12 protein-coding genes are annotated in these 17374 nt (G+C 48.9%); 7 read left to right on the top strand and 5 right to left on the bottom strand.

Annotated elements, in window-relative coordinates:
* The first annotated feature begins 188 nt into the window (after window positions 1-188).
* From KTO58_RS23560 to KTO58_RS23570, 3 genes are all read left to right on the top strand, one after another.
* Entirely contained in the window at window positions 189-1634 is a 1446-nt protein-coding gene (locus KTO58_RS23560) for a Gfo/Idh/MocA family protein (protein ID WP_095837051.1), read from the top strand.
* A 126-nt stretch (window positions 1635-1760) separates the two neighbouring features.
* Entirely contained in the window at window positions 1761-3173 is a 1413-nt protein-coding gene (locus tag KTO58_RS23565; protein ID WP_095837050.1) for a Gfo/Idh/MocA family protein, read from the top strand.
* A gap of 96 nt (window positions 3174-3269) precedes the next feature.
* Window positions 3270-3812 carry a peroxiredoxin family protein gene (locus tag KTO58_RS23570; protein ID WP_198315134.1) on the top strand — a complete coding sequence of 181 codons (543 nt, stop codon included), beginning with the start codon at window positions 3270-3272 and terminating at the stop codon, window positions 3810-3812.
* An 84-nt stretch (window positions 3813-3896) separates the two neighbouring features.
* Here KTO58_RS23570 and KTO58_RS23575 read toward each other — a convergent pair whose 3' ends face one another.
* Entirely contained in the window at window positions 3897-5657 is a 1761-nt protein-coding gene (locus KTO58_RS23575; protein ID WP_095837048.1) for a RagB/SusD family nutrient uptake outer membrane protein, read from the bottom strand.
* Window positions 5658-5668: 11 nt separating this feature from the next.
* Window positions 5669-8752, bottom strand: a complete 3084-nt coding sequence (locus KTO58_RS23580) for a SusC/RagA family TonB-linked outer membrane protein (RefSeq protein WP_225859890.1) — start codon at window positions 8750-8752, stop codon at window positions 5669-5671.
* 558 nt (window positions 8753-9310) lie between these two features.
* Here KTO58_RS23580 and KTO58_RS23585 point away from each other — a divergent pair.
* Window positions 9311-11059, top strand: a complete 1749-nt coding sequence (locus KTO58_RS23585; protein ID WP_095837046.1) for a carboxypeptidase-like regulatory domain-containing protein — start codon at window positions 9311-9313, stop codon at window positions 11057-11059.
* A 47-nt stretch (window positions 11060-11106) separates the two neighbouring features.
* Here KTO58_RS23585 and KTO58_RS23590 read toward each other — a convergent pair whose 3' ends face one another.
* The 3 genes from KTO58_RS23590 to KTO58_RS23600 all read right to left on the bottom strand — a co-directional run bounded on the left by KTO58_RS23590 (window position 11107) and on the right by KTO58_RS23600 (window position 14982).
* Entirely contained in the window at window positions 11107-12417 is a 1311-nt protein-coding gene (locus tag KTO58_RS23590) for a D-alanyl-D-alanine carboxypeptidase/D-alanyl-D-alanine-endopeptidase (protein ID WP_095837045.1), read from the bottom strand.
* A gap of 108 nt (window positions 12418-12525) precedes the next feature.
* Window positions 12526-13863 (bottom strand): Gfo/Idh/MocA family protein, encoded by a 1338-nt coding sequence (locus KTO58_RS23595; protein WP_095837044.1) that lies wholly within the window; start codon window positions 13861-13863, stop codon window positions 12526-12528.
* A 147-nt stretch (window positions 13864-14010) separates the two neighbouring features.
* Window positions 14011-14982 (bottom strand): formylglycine-generating enzyme family protein, encoded by a 972-nt coding sequence (locus KTO58_RS23600; RefSeq protein ID WP_095837043.1) that lies wholly within the window; start codon window positions 14980-14982, stop codon window positions 14011-14013.
* 181 nt (window positions 14983-15163) lie between these two features.
* Between KTO58_RS23600 and KTO58_RS23605 the strand changes: the two genes are divergently transcribed.
* The 3 genes from KTO58_RS23605 to KTO58_RS23615 all read left to right on the top strand — a co-directional run bounded on the left by KTO58_RS23605 (window position 15164) and on the right by KTO58_RS23615 (window position 17311).
* Window positions 15164-16093, top strand: coding sequence for a hydroxypyruvate isomerase family protein (locus tag KTO58_RS23605; RefSeq protein WP_095837042.1), 930 nt, complete (start codon window positions 15164-15166; stop codon window positions 16091-16093).
* Window positions 16094-16181: 88 nt separating this feature from the next.
* A complete protein-coding gene (locus KTO58_RS23610; protein ID WP_095837041.1) occupies window positions 16182-16811 on the top strand; it encodes a GDSL-type esterase/lipase family protein in 630 nt (209 codons plus the stop codon).
* 149 nt (window positions 16812-16960) lie between these two features.
* On the top strand, window positions 16961-17311 hold the full coding sequence (locus KTO58_RS23615) for a phage holin family protein (RefSeq protein WP_095837040.1): 351 nt from the start codon (window positions 16961-16963) through the stop codon (window positions 17309-17311).
* The last annotated feature ends 63 nt before the right edge of the window (window positions 17312-17374 follow it).

Below are 17374 nucleotides of genomic sequence, written 5' to 3' on the forward strand. Positions count from 1 at the left end.
GGTATAAGGGTTGTATCAGTTAGTTCGCTTTTTACTTAATAAACAAACGCTGCTATTAGCCGCCGTATTTCATTCCTCATAGCCAAACCGCTAAAATATGCTAAACATTGGGAATCAGCCACCCGTTTATACAGGAAATTCGCTTTTCCCTCTTTTTTCTACTATATTGATCCAAAATTTTTTCACTCATGGTCCAGGAAAAGAATAACAAGGGAAATGAACTTTCCCGTAGATCATTCCTCAGAAACGGCGCCCTGGCTGCAGCTAGTTTCATGATCGTTCCACGTCACGTATTAGGAGGTAAAGGTTTTATTGCTCCCAGCGATCGCCTGCGCATCGCCGGTATCGGTGTAGGTGGTAAAGGTGAAAGCGATATCGCTGAATTCTCTAAAGGCCCCGTAGATATCGCATACCTCTGCGATGTCGACGCCCGTCGCGCTGCCAATACCGTAAAACGTTTCCCCAAAGCGAAGTTCTATAAAGACTTCCGCGAAATGCTCGACAAAGAACACAAAAATATCGATGCCGTATCCGTATCCACCCCCGATCATAACCACGCCATACAAGCAATGGCCGCTATGCAACTGGGCAAACACGTATACGTGCAAAAACCACTGACCCACGACATTTATGAAGCCCGTATGCTCACGCAGGCGGCTAAAAAATATAAAGTGGTAAGCCAAATGGGTAACCAGGGCTCCTCCGGCGATGGCGTTCGTCAACTGATGGAATGGTACAATGCCGGACTCATCGGAGATGTTCACACCGTATACTGCTGGACAGATCGCCCCGTATGGCCACAGGGTATTCCCTGGCCTACCCAAAAAGCTGAAATACCAAAAGAACTCGACTGGAACCTCTGGCTGGGTACCGCCCCACAAAAAGACTATATAGACAAACTGGTACCTTTCAACTGGCGCGGCTGGTGGGACTACGGTACCGGCGCCCTCGGCGACATGGGTTGTCACATCATCGAACCGCCTTTCCGCGTACTCGAACTGGGATACCCCACCTCCGTGGAATGTAGCGTAGGTAGTGTGTTCGTTGACGAATTCAAACGTGGATACTTCCCCGATAGCTGCCCTCCCTCCTCTCACGTAATCATGAGATTCCCAGGCAAAAATGGGAAAGAAGTAACCATGCACTGGATGGATGGTGGCATACAACCACAACGCCCCGAAGAACTGGGCCCCAACGAAAGAATGGGCGACGGCGGTAACGGCGTTATCTTCGAAGGCACCAAAGGTAAAATGATGTGCGGTACCTACGGTATGTACCCCAGCTTATTACCCACCACCCGCACCAAAGAGGTGAACATCAAACAAACAATCGCCCGCGTACCAGAAGGACACTATCAGCAATGGGTAAACGCTGCCATCGCCGGCTACAACAGCGATAAAGCCAAAGCCCTCAGCTCCCCCTTCGAAATCGCTGGCCCGCTCACCGAAAGTATCCTCATGGGTAACCTCGCTATCCGTAGCTACGATATCCGTAAAGAAGGCTCCGGCAACAACTTCCCGGGCCGGTACATCAAACTCCTCTGGGATGGCAACAACATGAAGATCACCAACTTCGACGATGCTAACCAGTTCGTAAAACGTCAATATCGCAATGGCTGGACTTTAGGTGTGTAATAACACATTGCTTGATATCACTAACACCCCGGTCTGTACGCAGATCGGGGTGTTCTTTTATTGGCCCAACTACCGCCAACGCAATGCGCCTTTTTCCGTATCTTATGTAAAATAACCCTCAACACCATGGACCGCAGACAATTCCTCGCCAATGGCGCCGCTATCGCAGCAGGATTCACCATACTCCCCCGACATGTACTGGGTGGACCCGGATACATCGCCCCCAGCGATAAACTTAACATCGCCGCCATCGGCGCCGGCGGAAAAGGTAGCTACAACATCCAGCAGGCCTTTAACAATGGCTCCGACAACATCGTCGCATTATGCGATGTCGACGACAGACAAGCCCAGGACTCCCGGCAAAAACACCCTAAAGCAAAATACTATAAAGACTTCCGCACCTTGCTGGAAAAAGAGCGTAAAAACATCGACGCCGTCATGGTCTCCACTCCAGATCATATGCATGCCGTCATCGCCATGGCTGCCATGCAACTGGGCAAACATGTGTACGTCGAAAAACCACTGACCCACGATATATACGAAGCACGGATGCTCACACAGGCCGCTCAGCGTTATAAAGTCGTTACCCAAATGGGCAACCAGGGCAGCAGTGGCGACGATACCCGCCTCATAGAAGCCTATATCAACATCGGCGTGATCGGACAGGTACAACAGGTCCACTGCTGGACCAACAGACCCGTATGGCCCCAAGGCATCCCCACACCCAAAAATAAAATGACCGTACCCGCCGGCGTAGACTGGGACCTCTGGATTGGCACCGCTCCCATGCGCGATTACAACGAAGCGTACATGCCCTTCCGCTGGCGCGGCTGGTGGGACTTCGGCACCGGTGCCCTCGGCGATATGGCCTGCCATATCATGGACGTACCATTCCGCGCCCTCGAACTCGGATACCCCTCTTCCGTCGAATGCAGCGCCGGCAGCGTATTCGAAGACTTCTTCAAAGAAGCGGCCCTCACCGATAGCTGCCCCCCTTCATCCGTCATCTATTTTAACTTCCCCGCCCGTGGCGAAAAACCGCCCGTTACCCTCACCTGGTACGATGGGGGCATACTTCCCCGCCGACCAGCAGAACTAAGTCCCGACGAGCCCATGGGCGACTGGGATGGTGGTATGATATTCGAAGGCACCGAAGGCAAAATCATCGCCGGCATGTGGGGCAAAAATCCCACCGTACTGCCGGCCTCCAAAGCTCAATCCCTCCCGCGTATCAAGATCAAACCAGTCGATGGAGGCGCAGAAGGCCATCAGCAACAATGGGTACAGGCCTGCAAAAAAGGATTTGGCGCCTACACCAGCTCCCCCTTCAGCAGCGCCGGCCCCCTCACAGAAACCATCCTGCTGGGCAACCTCGCCTTGCGTAGCTACTTCTTCCGCCAGCCTTCCACCAATGGAAAAGACTTCAGCAGCCCCGGTCGCAAACAACTGCAATGGAACGGAAAAGACATGCGTATCGCTAACTTCGATAACGCTAACCAATATGTGAAAAGAGAATACCGCGCTGGCTGGAAACTATAGCATGTTCCCAATAAGCACAACACCAGTACACACTACTAACTTTATAATTCCATTAACAGTAGATGTATGTTCTTTGAGGCCACAAACAAACGCACGATGCAAAAAATACCTGCCTGCCTGCTGGCTACAATCATAGCCTGTGGAATAGCATGTGAAGCCCCTGTCAAAAATGCACCGGCACAGGACTCCCCTGCGCAGGCCCCCCAGGGTGAAGGCCTGCTGCCCGGAGCGACAGCTCCCGACTTTTCCATGCCCGATGTAAATGGGAAACAAGTTTCCCTTTCCTCACTGAGAGGCCAATACGTACTGCTGGACTTCTGGGCCAGCTGGTGCCCCAATTGTCGCAGAGAACATCCCAACGTCATAAATCTCTACAACAAATACAAAAACAAAAATTTCACCGTACTGGGCGTATCCCTGGATGAACACAAAGAGAAATGGCTGCAAGCCATCGCCCGAGACAGACTGCCATGGACACAGGTGTCCAACCTCCAGGGATGGACAGGAAGAATACAGCAGGATATTTATCAATTAAACGTACTACCCACCAACTTCCTCCTGGACCCTGCCGGCAGGATCATCGCACGCGATCTGCGGGGAGATATACTGGATATACAACTAGCCGCACTCCTCAACTGATCCGCAGAGAAATAAAAACAGTCGCCGTCATATGCAAATACATATAGCGGCGACTGCACATTTTAATACGTCTGCCAATCGCAGTTAATATCCCGGGTTCTGCCGCAGCATACCTGGATTCTTCCTGATCTCATTCGCCGGTATCGGCAACAGGTAATCCTTACCGGCGTCAAACTTACGGGGCTGCGTCGTGATCACGGTATAGGTGTACACCCGCGTCTGGTGATCCGGATTTAACTTCCCATAGATCTCTATCGCCTGCGCCGCAGTATTAAACACCCTGTCCGCAATCTTCCACCGCCGCGCGTCAATGTACCGGTGCTCTTCAAACGCCAGCTCATAACGGCGCTCATAACGGTAGGTATCTACCAGCCCCTGCCCGCTGGCAGCCGTTGCCGGCATACCCGCGCGGGTACGTACCATGTTCAGATAATTCCTTGCCTCTCCTTCCTCTCCCAGACCGATACAAGCCTCCGCATAGTTCAGCAGTATCTCCGCATATCGCAGGAATACCCAAGGCTGATCACCTCGGAAAAATTGTGCATCCAGGTTGATGTCCATGAACTTACGCAGATAATAACCTGAATAAGTACCATTCCAGTTCTCAATAGCACTATTACGCGTATCCAACCCCCATACCGTATCCACCCGGTTAGCCGATGCATTCCATACCTCATACCGCCCCGTCTGGATAATACCCAACGGATCTGTCTTAGCGGCATCCGCAGGCCTTGCCTTCCATTTTGCACCGTCATAAAGGATCGTTGCATAAAAACGGGGATCACGCCCCACATAAGGCTGCTTCGCCATATTACCGTTGCTCCAGTCGAATGGTGTACCGTCCGCCATCTGGTAACCAGCTACAAAATTCTCCAGCGGTACATTACCACCCCAGTTATGATATCCGTTAGGCCCATTATATAGATCATGCGAAGTACCTAGCAACTCCTTATTGAAAAGTTTATTGAAGATGATCTCCTTGTTGTCCTTATCCAGGAATACCCGCGAATAATTCTCTACCGGAGAAGCCGTCGGCTTATACAGCTCGAACTTGCCGGTCTGTATCAACGCCAGCGCCGCATCCTTTGCCGCCTTCCAACGTGCAACGCGATCACCTCCGGTATAACCCGTCAGCGTATCACTGCTGTTGTTAAACAAATCGCTGGCTGCATACAACAGCACGCGCGATTTCAATCCCATCGCAGCAAACTTACTGGCCCTCCCCTTATTGTTACGGTCATAGTCCTCCGGCAACTGGTTGATCGCACTGTCCAGCTCCGCTGTGATAAAACGGATACATTGTTCAAAGGAATTCCTGGGCACCAACATGATATTACCGTCGTTAGGCTTGTAAGTCCGCGTGATCAATGGCACTCCGCCGTGGAACTTTACCAGCAAATGATAATACCAGGCCCGCATAAAGTGCGTCTCCCCCTTCAGTCGCTTTCGCCAGCTCTCATCACTGAAAGGCGCCCGGTCTATCTCTTCAAAAAAACGGTTACAGTTGCTGATCGTCGTATAGATAGTACTCCAGTTCACAAGATCACTACCAATACGACCGTAATCATCCGCCGACATATTCCCCTGCACCACACGGGAAGTATTATAATCATGGATAAACCGCGCCTCATCCGTCATAGATGCCAGCATCACCTCATTATAACCATGACGCATCTGGTAATACATATCGTTCACATACGCTTGTATCAGGTTAGGATCGGTCCACACATCATCTCCGGGCACCTCCATCACCGGCTTACGTTCCAGGAAATCCTTGTTACATCCCGTAGAGATCAATGCCATCAGGCACACACCGTATATTATATTGTTTAGTATCTTTTTCATCGCTTACAGGTTTAGAAGGTAATGTTTATACCTACGTTGTAGATCTTGGTCTGAGGATAGAACTGGCCACTACCCCAGGGCAGCTCTGGGTCAAATACCTTTACTTTGTCAAAAGTCAGCAGGTTCTGGCCACTCACATATATGCGCACATCCTGCAACCCGATACGCTTACGGAAAGAAGCGGGTATCGTATATCCGATCATCACCGTTTTCAAACGTACGTAGTTCGTGTTCCAATACCAGAAAGTATTCTGACGGTTCACCCAGTACTCACGGTCACGGTCATACGCACGTGGCCAGGAAGCATCCGGGTTATCCTTCGTCCAGCGATCCTCCACAAACCGCATCGGGAAATTGCCGATCAACCCTGACTCTGTCCGCAAATATTGCCGCCCGTTAAATCCGCCCTGGAACAAGATGGTGAAATCCACATTCTTGTATTTACCACTCAGCGTCAACGCCGGTATCCACTCCGGACTCTCCGTCTGGTCTACCCGCACACGATCCAGGTCGTCGATCTTACCGTCGCCATTCACATCCCGGAATATAACATCCCCGGCCCTCGCCCCGTCAATATGAGGGGTCTTATCTACAGATGCCTGGTCCCTGTAAATTCCGATCGCCTCATAAAACAGGTTGCTGCCGATCTGCTTACCCGTCTCCCGTTGATAATCCGGCAGATTACTGGGCTCGTCCTTGAACAATACTTTATTGTGCGAATAAGAAACCGTACCGATCACCTCATAGTGGAACTTACCCAGGTCATTCTTATGACTGATCAATGCCTCAAATCCCGCATTCTGCACTTTACCAAGGTTCTCATCCGGCAATATCAATCCCGTATAAGCAGGCACCGTAGCATTACGCTGCGTCAGGATATTAGACCTGCGCTGATAGAAATAGTCAATCTCAAATCCAAGCTTGTCTTTGATCAGTTTACCTTCCACACCAATGTTGAAAGAGTTCAATACCTCCCAGGTAATATTGGGATTAGGTGTCCGCAATTGATAGATCGCTTTGTTAACATCCGTCCCGAATACCACACCACCACTCCGGAAACCATAAGCGCTCAAATACTGGAAACTGGGCACCTGGTCATTCCCCAACTGCCCGAAAGACCCTCTCAACTTAAAATAATTCAACCCCTTGATACGCTCCTTCCAGAATCGCTCATTAGATAGCACCCATCCGGCAGACACGCCTGGGAAGAAACCGTAACGGCCATTGCTGGGGAAATTTTGCGAACCGTCCACCCGCCAGTTGAAGTCGAACAGGTACGTCTCATTATAGTTGTAAGACACACGGCCGAAAAAATTCCGCCGGGCAAAAACCTGCCCCCCACCGTCGATATTTTTCTCCTTGTCCGCACCGGCAAAAAGCTGGTCTATCTTGTCAGATACAAAGTAGCGGCGCTGCCCGTTGAAGTTATCGCCTTTCATCTCCGCCTGCTCTACCGCCACAAATGCACTCACAAAGTGTTTATCAAAAGATTTGACATAGTTCAGCTTCGCATTCAGCGTAATATTTTGCAGTTGATCATAGGATTCATATAACTCCGGCGCACTCACCCCTCGCTGCGCAGCATTAAGCACAGGTTGGCCGTTAGCATCTACGCCATCTCCCAGGGTATACAATGTCCAGGGTTTGGTAAAACGCTTCTGGAAAGTAAATGCCTGGTCAATAGCCATACTACCATCCACAAACAAACCCGGCACCTTCGGAATATTGATCACAGCAACCAGCGCACTGTTCACCACATACCGGCGCTGACGATCATAACCTATCTTATTGGTACTAGTCACCACCGGATTATCACCATATTCAATATCCGGCCCGGGCAACCCATTCGGCCAGATAGCATTCTCTGTGGGCCGGCCACGCATCAGCGCCCGGAAGATAGAGCCGGCACTCCGGGGAGGGAAATTCCGGTCCTCCATCCTGCCGGCCAGGTCCACCCGTATACGGATATTGTCCGTGATCACCGCGTCAAGGTTAGCCCGCACATCATGTTGCTTGTAATTGGTTGCACTGCTTTTATAGATACCGTCCTGAAACAGCGTCCCCAGCGACACGAAATAGGTCATCTTCTCCGTCCCCCCACTAATAGACAGATCATGCCGGTTCTGCAACGCCACATCCTTGATCACCGCTTTATACCAGTTCGTATTCGGATGCCGCCAGGGATCAGAGCCGTCTTCAAACTTCCGGATATCCTCCGGCGTAAACTTCGGCTTATCACCACTATATTCATTGATCTCGTTGACAATACGGGCATAAGTAGGCCCATCAGCCATCTTGGGCAGACGGGTAGGCTGTACAAAACCTTGGTTAAATCCATAACTGAGTGTAGGCTTCCCCGATTTACCTCGCTTGGTCGTCACCAGGATCACACCATTGGCCGCACGGGAACCATAGATGGCTGCAGCCGCATCTTTCAACACAGAAATACTTTCTATGTCATTAGGGTTCAGACGCTCCAGCCCATCCCGCGGAAATCCATCTATCACCACCAACGGATTAGTATTACCCGTCGTACTCCGACCGCGTATCAATATCCGGGAACCGTCATTACCTGGCTCCCCACTCTGGTTCATCGCGATCAGACCCGGCACCCGCCCCACCAGACTGTTGGAAACGTTCACGTTTGGCGACTGCTTAAGCTCCGTCCCTTTGATCGAAGCTACCGAACCGGTTTTCGTCACCTTCTTCTGTACACCATAACCTACCGCCACATACTCCTGCAGCGTCTGCTCATTCTCCTTTAATACCACATTCACCGTTCCGTTCGCACTAACAGCCGCCTCCTGCCGCTCAAACCCGATGAACTGGAATACAAGCACCGCAGATTTCGATACATCCCTGATCTGATAACTACCTTTTTCATCCGTAGTTGCTCCTTTTTTAGTGTCTTTTACAAGTACCGTTACGCCCGGTAAGGGGTTACCATTTTTATCTTTTACTTTCCCGGAAACAGTGAGACTTTGCTGTTGCTGTAATCCGGGCACAGGAACAGCCGCAGCAGAAAAGCTATGCAATGCCGCTGGTACAATGCACAATAACAGCAATAGCTTTGCAATGCGTGGAATTTTTACCATAATGTAAGTTTTAGTTAATGATCAATAGGGTAGCATGCAGCAGTACTACCTCTGTGGCATCTTTCATTGTTTTCATAAAAAGTGGGTAATACACAGCTTCTTGGGCAAGCCGTATCAGTGGAATCAGTTTACCATAGTGTTAATTTTAGGTCCATAATAGTAGGATAGCGTGCTGTAATACTGCCTGTCAGTTTTTCATTATTGTGCAGTCCTTACGCACCCTGGTTCTTATACGCTCAATGGAAAAAGGTCTCTTGGTGGAATTCCAGATGAATGACTACGAGCGGCGCCAGCAGCACGACAACCGTGGTAATACATTCATATTCAGGATAGTTTGATTTTGGTTAAATTCCTTTCTTTTGGTTGATGTGTTTGTATAAAGGGTAATTATTACACTAACAAGATAACAGCAATCCACTTAAATATTTTCTAAAAATAAACGTAGGAACTACACATTCTCTATAATGATGCAATCCCCTCAGCTAAGTTTGAACACATGTAGGCATTCAGCTATATTTACAGGAGATTAACCTTCCTGATTATAGCAATTTAAGATCGATGATAACCAAAAAACTATACCCTGTCTTCCTATTAGTCTTCCTGGTGATCGGTGCGTTTCTCGCCTGCCATAAGGAGACCTCGCTGGAAAGTAGCAATGGAGGTACCTTACCCCCACTACCTGAAGTTATCCAAACCAGCCTGCAAGGCCGTGTACTCAACGAAAATCAGTCCCCGGTACAAGGAGCCACCGTTACTTGCGGTACCATCACCGCCACCACAGATGTGAATGGTAACTTCTCCTTCGCGAAAGTGGCCGTTCCCTCAGCCGGAGCCGTGATAAAAGCAACTAAACCAGGATACTTCACCGGCTCCCGTACCCTGCTGGTTAATACTAACGCACAGGCATACGCGCAAATAGAACTACTGCCCAAAAAGACAGCAGGCACTTTCGATAGCCGCAGCGGAGGTACCGTCAGCCTGCCCAGCACAGAACTGACCTTTGTCGCCGGCCAGGTCAGGAATGCCGCCGGCCAGATCTACACCGGTAATGTATCCATCGCATTTGCCTATCTCAATCCCGAAAGCAAGAACTTCCGCGATATCATGCCCGGCGATCTCCGTGGCGTCGCCCAGGGTGGCGCCCAGGTAGGATTGCAGTCGTTCGGCATGATGGCGGTAGAACTGATCGGTGATAATGGAGAAACCCTCCAGTTAGACCCGGCTAAAAAGGTAACGATGAAAATGAACATACCCGCATCCCTGCAAGCCAGTGCTCCAGCCACCATCCCCCTATGGTATTTTGATGAAGCTAGCGGGCTATGGAAAGAAGATGGCAGCGCGACCAAACAGGGCACACAGTATGTAGGTACAGTAAGCCACTTCTCCTTCTGGAACTGCGACGCTCCCTTCACCATCGTGCAACTGAAAGCCCTCCTGTTAGATGCACAGGGCGCCGTGTTACCAAATCTACCTGTACAGATCAAGAAAAAATCGGATAATAGTATCGGATATGGATACACTAATGATAAAGGCCAGCTGATCGGAATGGTACCCGCTAACGCACCGCTAGAAATGACCATCCTTAATGACTGCGGCGCCGTATTGCTCAAACAGGACCTAGCCCCCATGACTGCAGCTACTGATCTCGGCACCTTCAAACTGGCGATACCGATCCCCAGTGCATTATCTGTTACCGGCACCGTAGAAGACTGTAATAATAATCCGGTAGCCAATGGCTTGGTGAATATTCTGCTGGAAGGAAAAAATTACAGGGCTATTATCAGTAATGGCACGTTTAAAGTCACACTAAGTCGATGCACCAACACGCAGGTAAATGCCGAGTTCACTCTTCTCGACAATGCAACCAATGCACTTACGACTAATACCTTCCAGGTAAGTATTGGTAGCATAACACCATCGTTTAAAGTGTGTGGGCAGACCGCAGATGGTATTATCGATATGAATATCAATAATACATCTGTGAAATTTACATCTCCACTTGATTCCGTGAAATCGTATTTAAATACAAACAGTTTTGCAATTAGCGGTTCTCCTAAAAGAGGTGCAGATAGCACATGGCTAGAGTTTTCTGTAGATTCCTATACAGTAGGCACAGCAAATGCATCCCGTTTCTCCTATAGGAACCCAACATCCAGCTATAATAACGTAGACGTGAAAGTAACCGTTACTCAAATCGCCAACAAAGCTGGAGAATATATTATAGGATCTGTCTCCGGTAATATAAAAGATATAAACAATGTCATTGTCCCTGTTACAGGAACTTTTAAAGTAAAGAGAGAGAATTAATCACTATACAAGGGGGCAGACCTACGCAGTCTGCCCCCTTACTTTTATCAATATCCCGCCCATATCTTCGTCAGGAATTGCTCCACCTCCCTTCTCACCGCCATTGCCTTCCCCGTGTGATTATTGACCAACACACTGAACACCAGCAATTTCCCTTTCTTTGTAACCAGATAACCGCTCAAAGTAACACACCCACTTAAAGTACCTGTTTTCGCATGCACGAATCCCTGCGGATAGTAGTTGCGCAACGTACCTTTCCCCCCTGTCGGGAATAATTCCCACAACCGCTCCTTCGGGAAACGCCGGTACATGGTATCCAATACCCATATAAAGTCTGCCGGCGTAAACAGGTTGTACCTGGATAAACCCGATCCATCTACCCACTGCGGCGAATGGGGTAATCCCCGCAGATATCGCGTCAACATATGATCGATCATCCGGCTACTACTGATCGTATCCCACAATAAAGCACTGCTCATCATTAATACCTGTTCTGCGAAAAAATTATCGCTCCGGTGCATCATGGGAATAAACAGGGAATCAACAGGTAGGCTGTGTTGTAATAGTAATTTATCCGGTATATCTGCACCGGTAGCCAGCCGCACTGGCCGGTGCAAAGTATCCGCAAGCCGGACAGCTAACGCCATCGCATCCCCGGTGATGAAAGGTACTTCTCTTCGTAACGTATCCTGACTGCCGGCAGGCCACTGTAATCGAAAGTAATTACGATACTCATCACGCATAGTAACCGGCTTAGAGAGCCCCGCTGCAGCCCTCCACTCAAATCCACCTCCAGCCTCCATACTTGCAGGCCTGATACCCGCAGCCTTTCCCTTATACCAGATACGGGCTACATTACCGTACATGGGCCATTCACTCCGTTCTGGTTGATAGTCCTCCGCATAATCCTCCCAGGACCATCCGGGACCGAATCGCGTGTTCTCATTGACAGCGGGCAATAAGACCAGTGGTTGCTCTCCGGCACGCAAACGCTCATATACAGGTTGATAACCATAGTCCGGGTGCAGGAAAGACGGGTCCCCCATTCCTTTGATATACAACACTCTGTCCGTTTCCTTATAGCGGATACCTGGCAATGAATCCCCTAGTATTTCCAGACCAGTATACAAACTGAATATCTTAGTGTTGGAACCCGGTGTGAAATACTTATCTGCCTGGTATTGATACCAATATTGACGTGTAGCCGGTTCGTAGATGCTGATGCCGGTATGTGCCTGTTTCAGCGGAATACTTTGTAATAACTCCTGGGCCCATTTTTTTACCGGTGTGTATTGCGCTTGCGTGCTCGAATAGAAGGCGCCGGTCAGCAACAACAGGATTAAAACACTTCTCTTCATAGATGGTATCTGGGTGATAAATACTGGCCTATAATGTCGTGGGGACTACCGTATGCAATTCGGCATACAGCAGTCCCCACAAACATAATGTATAATTACAAGGGCCGGTTAGCTGAAATATTTGGTAATCCCCGGTTTGGCATATGCATAGAAACCATCCGCATCCGGTGTTACAGGAGGTTTGGCATTAAAGGAATACTCCTTAGGCTGCAGATCAATACCACTGTTCAGTGCCTTATCCCAAGGGATGATCTGGCCGGAATAAGTCGCCATCCTGCCGATAATAGCAGATAGGGTCGCCTGTGCTCCACGCTCCGCGTCCTGGAATTTATATTCTCCCTTGGCAATAGCAGCAAACAGCTCGTCGTGCTCTACCTGGTAAGGACTTACATCACCTCCCGGCTTCCGCTGGTACTGGAACAATACCTTGCCTTTGTGATCCTGGATAATCCCTTTATCACAAATGATACGCCCTTTAGTTCCTACGATCTCCTCATCCACCCGGCTGGCAGCATCTTTCCAATGCCGGCATTGTGCATTCATTACCACACCATTGTTATAGCGGTACTCTACAAAGTGATGGTCATAGATTTCACCGTACTCTTTGCCCGTACGAACAGCACGACCGCCCATACCCACAGCAGTAACAGGAGTAGCCCCCATAAACCAGTTACCCACGTCTATATTATGAATATGTTGCTCTACGATATGATCCCCACACAACCAGTTAAAATAATACCAGTTACGCATCTGGTACTCCATTTCTGTATATTCAGGTTTACGGGGTTTTACCCATAATGCACCTTGGTTCCACCATACCTGCATAGACAGGATATCGCCGATCATACCGTCTTTCAGGCGTTTATACAACTGACGGTAAGACTCCTGGTAATGACGCTGTAAACCCACTACCACGTTCAGACGTTTCGCTTTTGCCTGTTCTGCAGCAACCAATACGCGCTTTATACCGGCAGGATCTGTCGCCACCGGCTTCTCCATAAATACATGCTTATTCTGTTTGATCGCCTCCTCAAAATGAATAGGCCGGAATCCGGGAGGAGTCGTTAAGATCACCACATCCGCTAACGGTATCGCTTTGAGATAGGCATCAAAACCTACGAACTTATGCTCCGGTTTTACAGCCAGGCGGGAAGATTGCTCTCCCAGTTCTTCTTTTATGCCTTCATAGCTGCTCTCCAGCCGGTCAGCAAACGCATCGGCCATTGCCACCAACTGCACATTCTGCTTGGTGCGCAAGGCTTGTACGGCAGCGCCCGTACCCCGGCCACCACAACCGATCAATGCTACCTTGATGACATCATTGCTGCCGGAAAAGAAATTGGCATGAGATAATATAGGCATCGCCAGGAGGCCGCCCGCTAATAGGGACGTCTGTTTCATAAATTCCCTCCGGCCTTGCGCGTGGAATGATTGTTGCTCTTTCATGATAAAAGTGTTTATGTTGGTTGAACCTCTTAGGTGTTAATTGCGCGCGTAGATATTATACATTGTTTAATGTGACGATCAGGACTTACAGGCTACATTTTCATTGTTCTCATTATGGGCTGTTGACCCACTTGCTTGACACTGTACTTATCTGGCTCCGATATACTTATCGATCATTGTTTCATAGAATTCGGCTGCTTCTGCCGGCGTAGGTTGCTGTTGTGGTCTTACAACCCTGAATCCGATAAATGGCGCATCTGCATTCCACCATTTACTCTTAGGTATCTGTGGATCACGACGGTTCCAATTCGGATCAGATTTTAATCTGGCAGCACTTCTTAACTTATCTGCGGTATCCTGATAATTTCCTCCTTTAATAGTCCTGGACGTTTTGGCTGTTGGCTTATTCCAGGGGTTCTCTTTCCCCGCCTTCTCCAGGAAATGCTCGTCATATTGATCCATCGTCCATTCCCCTACATTGCCTAACATATCATAAAGCCCCCAGGCATTAGGCTTCAGCTGTCCTACCTTATGATATTTGTTTTCGCTGTCACCTGCATACCAGGCATAGTCCTTCAACACACCGGCATCTTTGCCGAATGGATAAGCTGTAGTACTACCCGCCCGACAGGCATATTCCCATTCCGCTTCCGTCGGTAACCGGAAAAAGATCCCCGTTTTGGCATATAGCCAGCGACAATACATCAGGGCGCCATACTGACTCATACTGTTGGCAGGATATCCTCCGGATTTCCCCATTCCCAACGTCAGGTCTATATAAGGTGGACTCGGGCGGGTCATCCCGTCAGGAGTAGGTGTTTTGTCCTTTTCCGCATCAGCATAAATGTCATATTCGTCAAAGGTCACCTCGCAGGCACCCATCCAGAAAGGAGATATTTTTACCTGTTGCTGCGGCCCCTCATCGGTACCCCGACCCTGCTCCCCGGCAGGACTACCCATCAAAAAAGAACCCCCTTGTATAGGCACCATCTTGAATTTTAGGTCCGTACCGGGTATTTGTTGCTCGTAAGGTGTAAATGCCGTCGCTGGCTGCTCCTGTGCAGCAGCTGCCTGGCACATAAAAGTACCAGCCGACATGATCATTAGGAAGTGTTTCATTTACGTTTATTAAAAATAGGCAGGTGAATTTATTAAATAACGAGCGGGAATGCAATATTTTTTTATAAACTCAAATATTTGCTGGATGAGCTGTTTTTTTTATCCTATAAGCTAGCATTTCCATAGAAAAGCGATTAAATTTATCGCTATTCCTTAAGTCCTGTAATTTTATCAAAGCGTTATGGAAAGACGAAAATTCCTGCAGCAGAGCACCTTTGCCAGCCTCTCGGCCATGGCAATGGGCACCGGTATAGCCTCTTCTATTGCTGCTACCGCCGCTCCCCTTCAGACGGCTGGTAAAACATTCAATCTCAATTATGCCCCCCATGCCGGCATGTTTAAGAACAGCGCCGGAGAAGATTTCCTGGACCAGATCCGGTTTATGCGTGATCAGGGATTCCGTGCCATAGAAGACAATGGGATGCTGAAAAGAGATGTCGCCTTACAGGAAAAAATAGGTACCCTCCTCGCCAAGCTGAATATGACCATGGGCGTATTCGTTGTAGACACGGGTAACAACTGGAAAACATCCCTGACTACCGGAAAACAGGAATTTATCGATGCCTTTGTCAAGACCTGCCACGAAAGCGTGGCTACCGCCAAGCGGGTCAACGCCAAATGGGCGACAGTAGTCCCTGGCTTTTTCGAACGCAATCTGCCACTAGGTATTCAAACCGCCAATGTCATCGAAGCCCTTCGTCGCGGCGCAGAAATATTTGAACAACAGGGCCTTACCATGGTACTCGAACCGCTCTCCGATACACCGGACCTGTTCCTTCGCCATTCCGATCAGACATTCATGATCTGCAAAGCCGTAAAAAGCCCCAGTTGTAAGATACTTTTCGACATCTATCATATGCAACGCAATGAAGGTCATATCATTCCACATATGGAGTGGTGCTGGGACGAGATCGCATACATACAAATAGGTGACAACCCGGGTCGTAAAGAACCCACCACCGGTGAGATCAACTATAAAAATATATTCAAGTTCCTGTATGAAAAGGGCTACAAAGGTGTCATGGGAATGGAACATGGCAACTCCAAACCCGGCAAAGAGGGCGAATTAGCACTGATCAAAGCATACCGGGATAGCGATGATTTCAAATAATATTTCCTGATAAACCCGCTTGCTACCTCCTGTCGGCCAGTCTCACATATCCCGGCAGTGGATGGCGTTCATAAAAAAATAAAATTCCATGGTAAAACGGTTCCTGCTGTTGATGATGCTCGTTGCTACCGCCATCATCACCCACGCACAACAGAAAATAAAAGTAGCCTGTATCGGTAACAGTATCACGGAAGGACATGGTCTGGGCGATAGTACCTATCCAGCACACCTGCAAAGACTCCTGGGAGACAAATATGAAGTACGCAATTTCGGTCGTGGTGGACGTACGCTGCTCAAAAAAGGCGATTATCCCTACTGGAACGAAACCACCTTCACCGATGCTAAATCCTGGGAACCCAATATTGTGATCATCAAACTGGGTACCAACGATTCCAAGCCACATAACTGGAAGTATGGCAGTGAATTCTATACCGACTATGCAGCGTTCGTCAATGAATTCCGGCAACTGGCGTCTAAACCGAAAATATATGTATGCTACCCCGTGCCGGTATTCAAGGATAACTTTGGTATACGTGAAGCCGTTGTGAAAGATGAGATCATTCCCATCGTTAAAAAACTGGCAAAAGCCGAAAAACTGAAAGTGATCGACCTGTATTCAGCCTTAAAACCATACGGCAGCCACTTTCCCGATGGCGTACATCCTGATAAGGTGGGCGCAACCATTATGGCTACAACCATCCATAAAGCGATAAAATAAATACACACACAATATCATACCCACACAGCCACTGGAAGAAACAGACCACTTCTGGGGGCTGTCTCTTTTATTCCCTCCCGGCAGATTTAGATACCCCTTCACCCCATTTCAATAGTATTTAGTTAATTTACTGTATAAAACAGTACATTATGAACTTCCTGATCCGTCTTTTAGTGAGTGCACTGGCCGCGATGCTGACCGCCTATTTATTACCTGGTGTAAGGCTCAGCGATTTCCTGACTGCCCTCCTGTTGGCGCTCGTATTGGCCTTCCTGAATATGCTGGTAAAACCAATCCTGGTAATACTGACATTGCCTGCTACAATTGTCACACTAGGGCTCTTCCTGCTGGTTATCAATGCAATCATTATCCTGATCGCTGCCAAACTGGTTCCCGGCTTTAAAGTGGAAGGCTTCTGGTGGGCCCTATTGTTCAGCATCGTAATGACCGTTATCAACAGCATCATGCACAGCCTGGCCGGTAGCAAAGACGAAAACTGAAAATGCCTGTTTTCCCAACTGGCAACTGTCGCAACTTTTCAGCAGCAACCACTACCTTCAGCA

The organism is Chitinophaga pendula, from assembly GCF_020386615.1.
Lineage (GTDB): Bacteria > Bacteroidota > Bacteroidia > Chitinophagales > Chitinophagaceae > Chitinophaga > Chitinophaga pendula.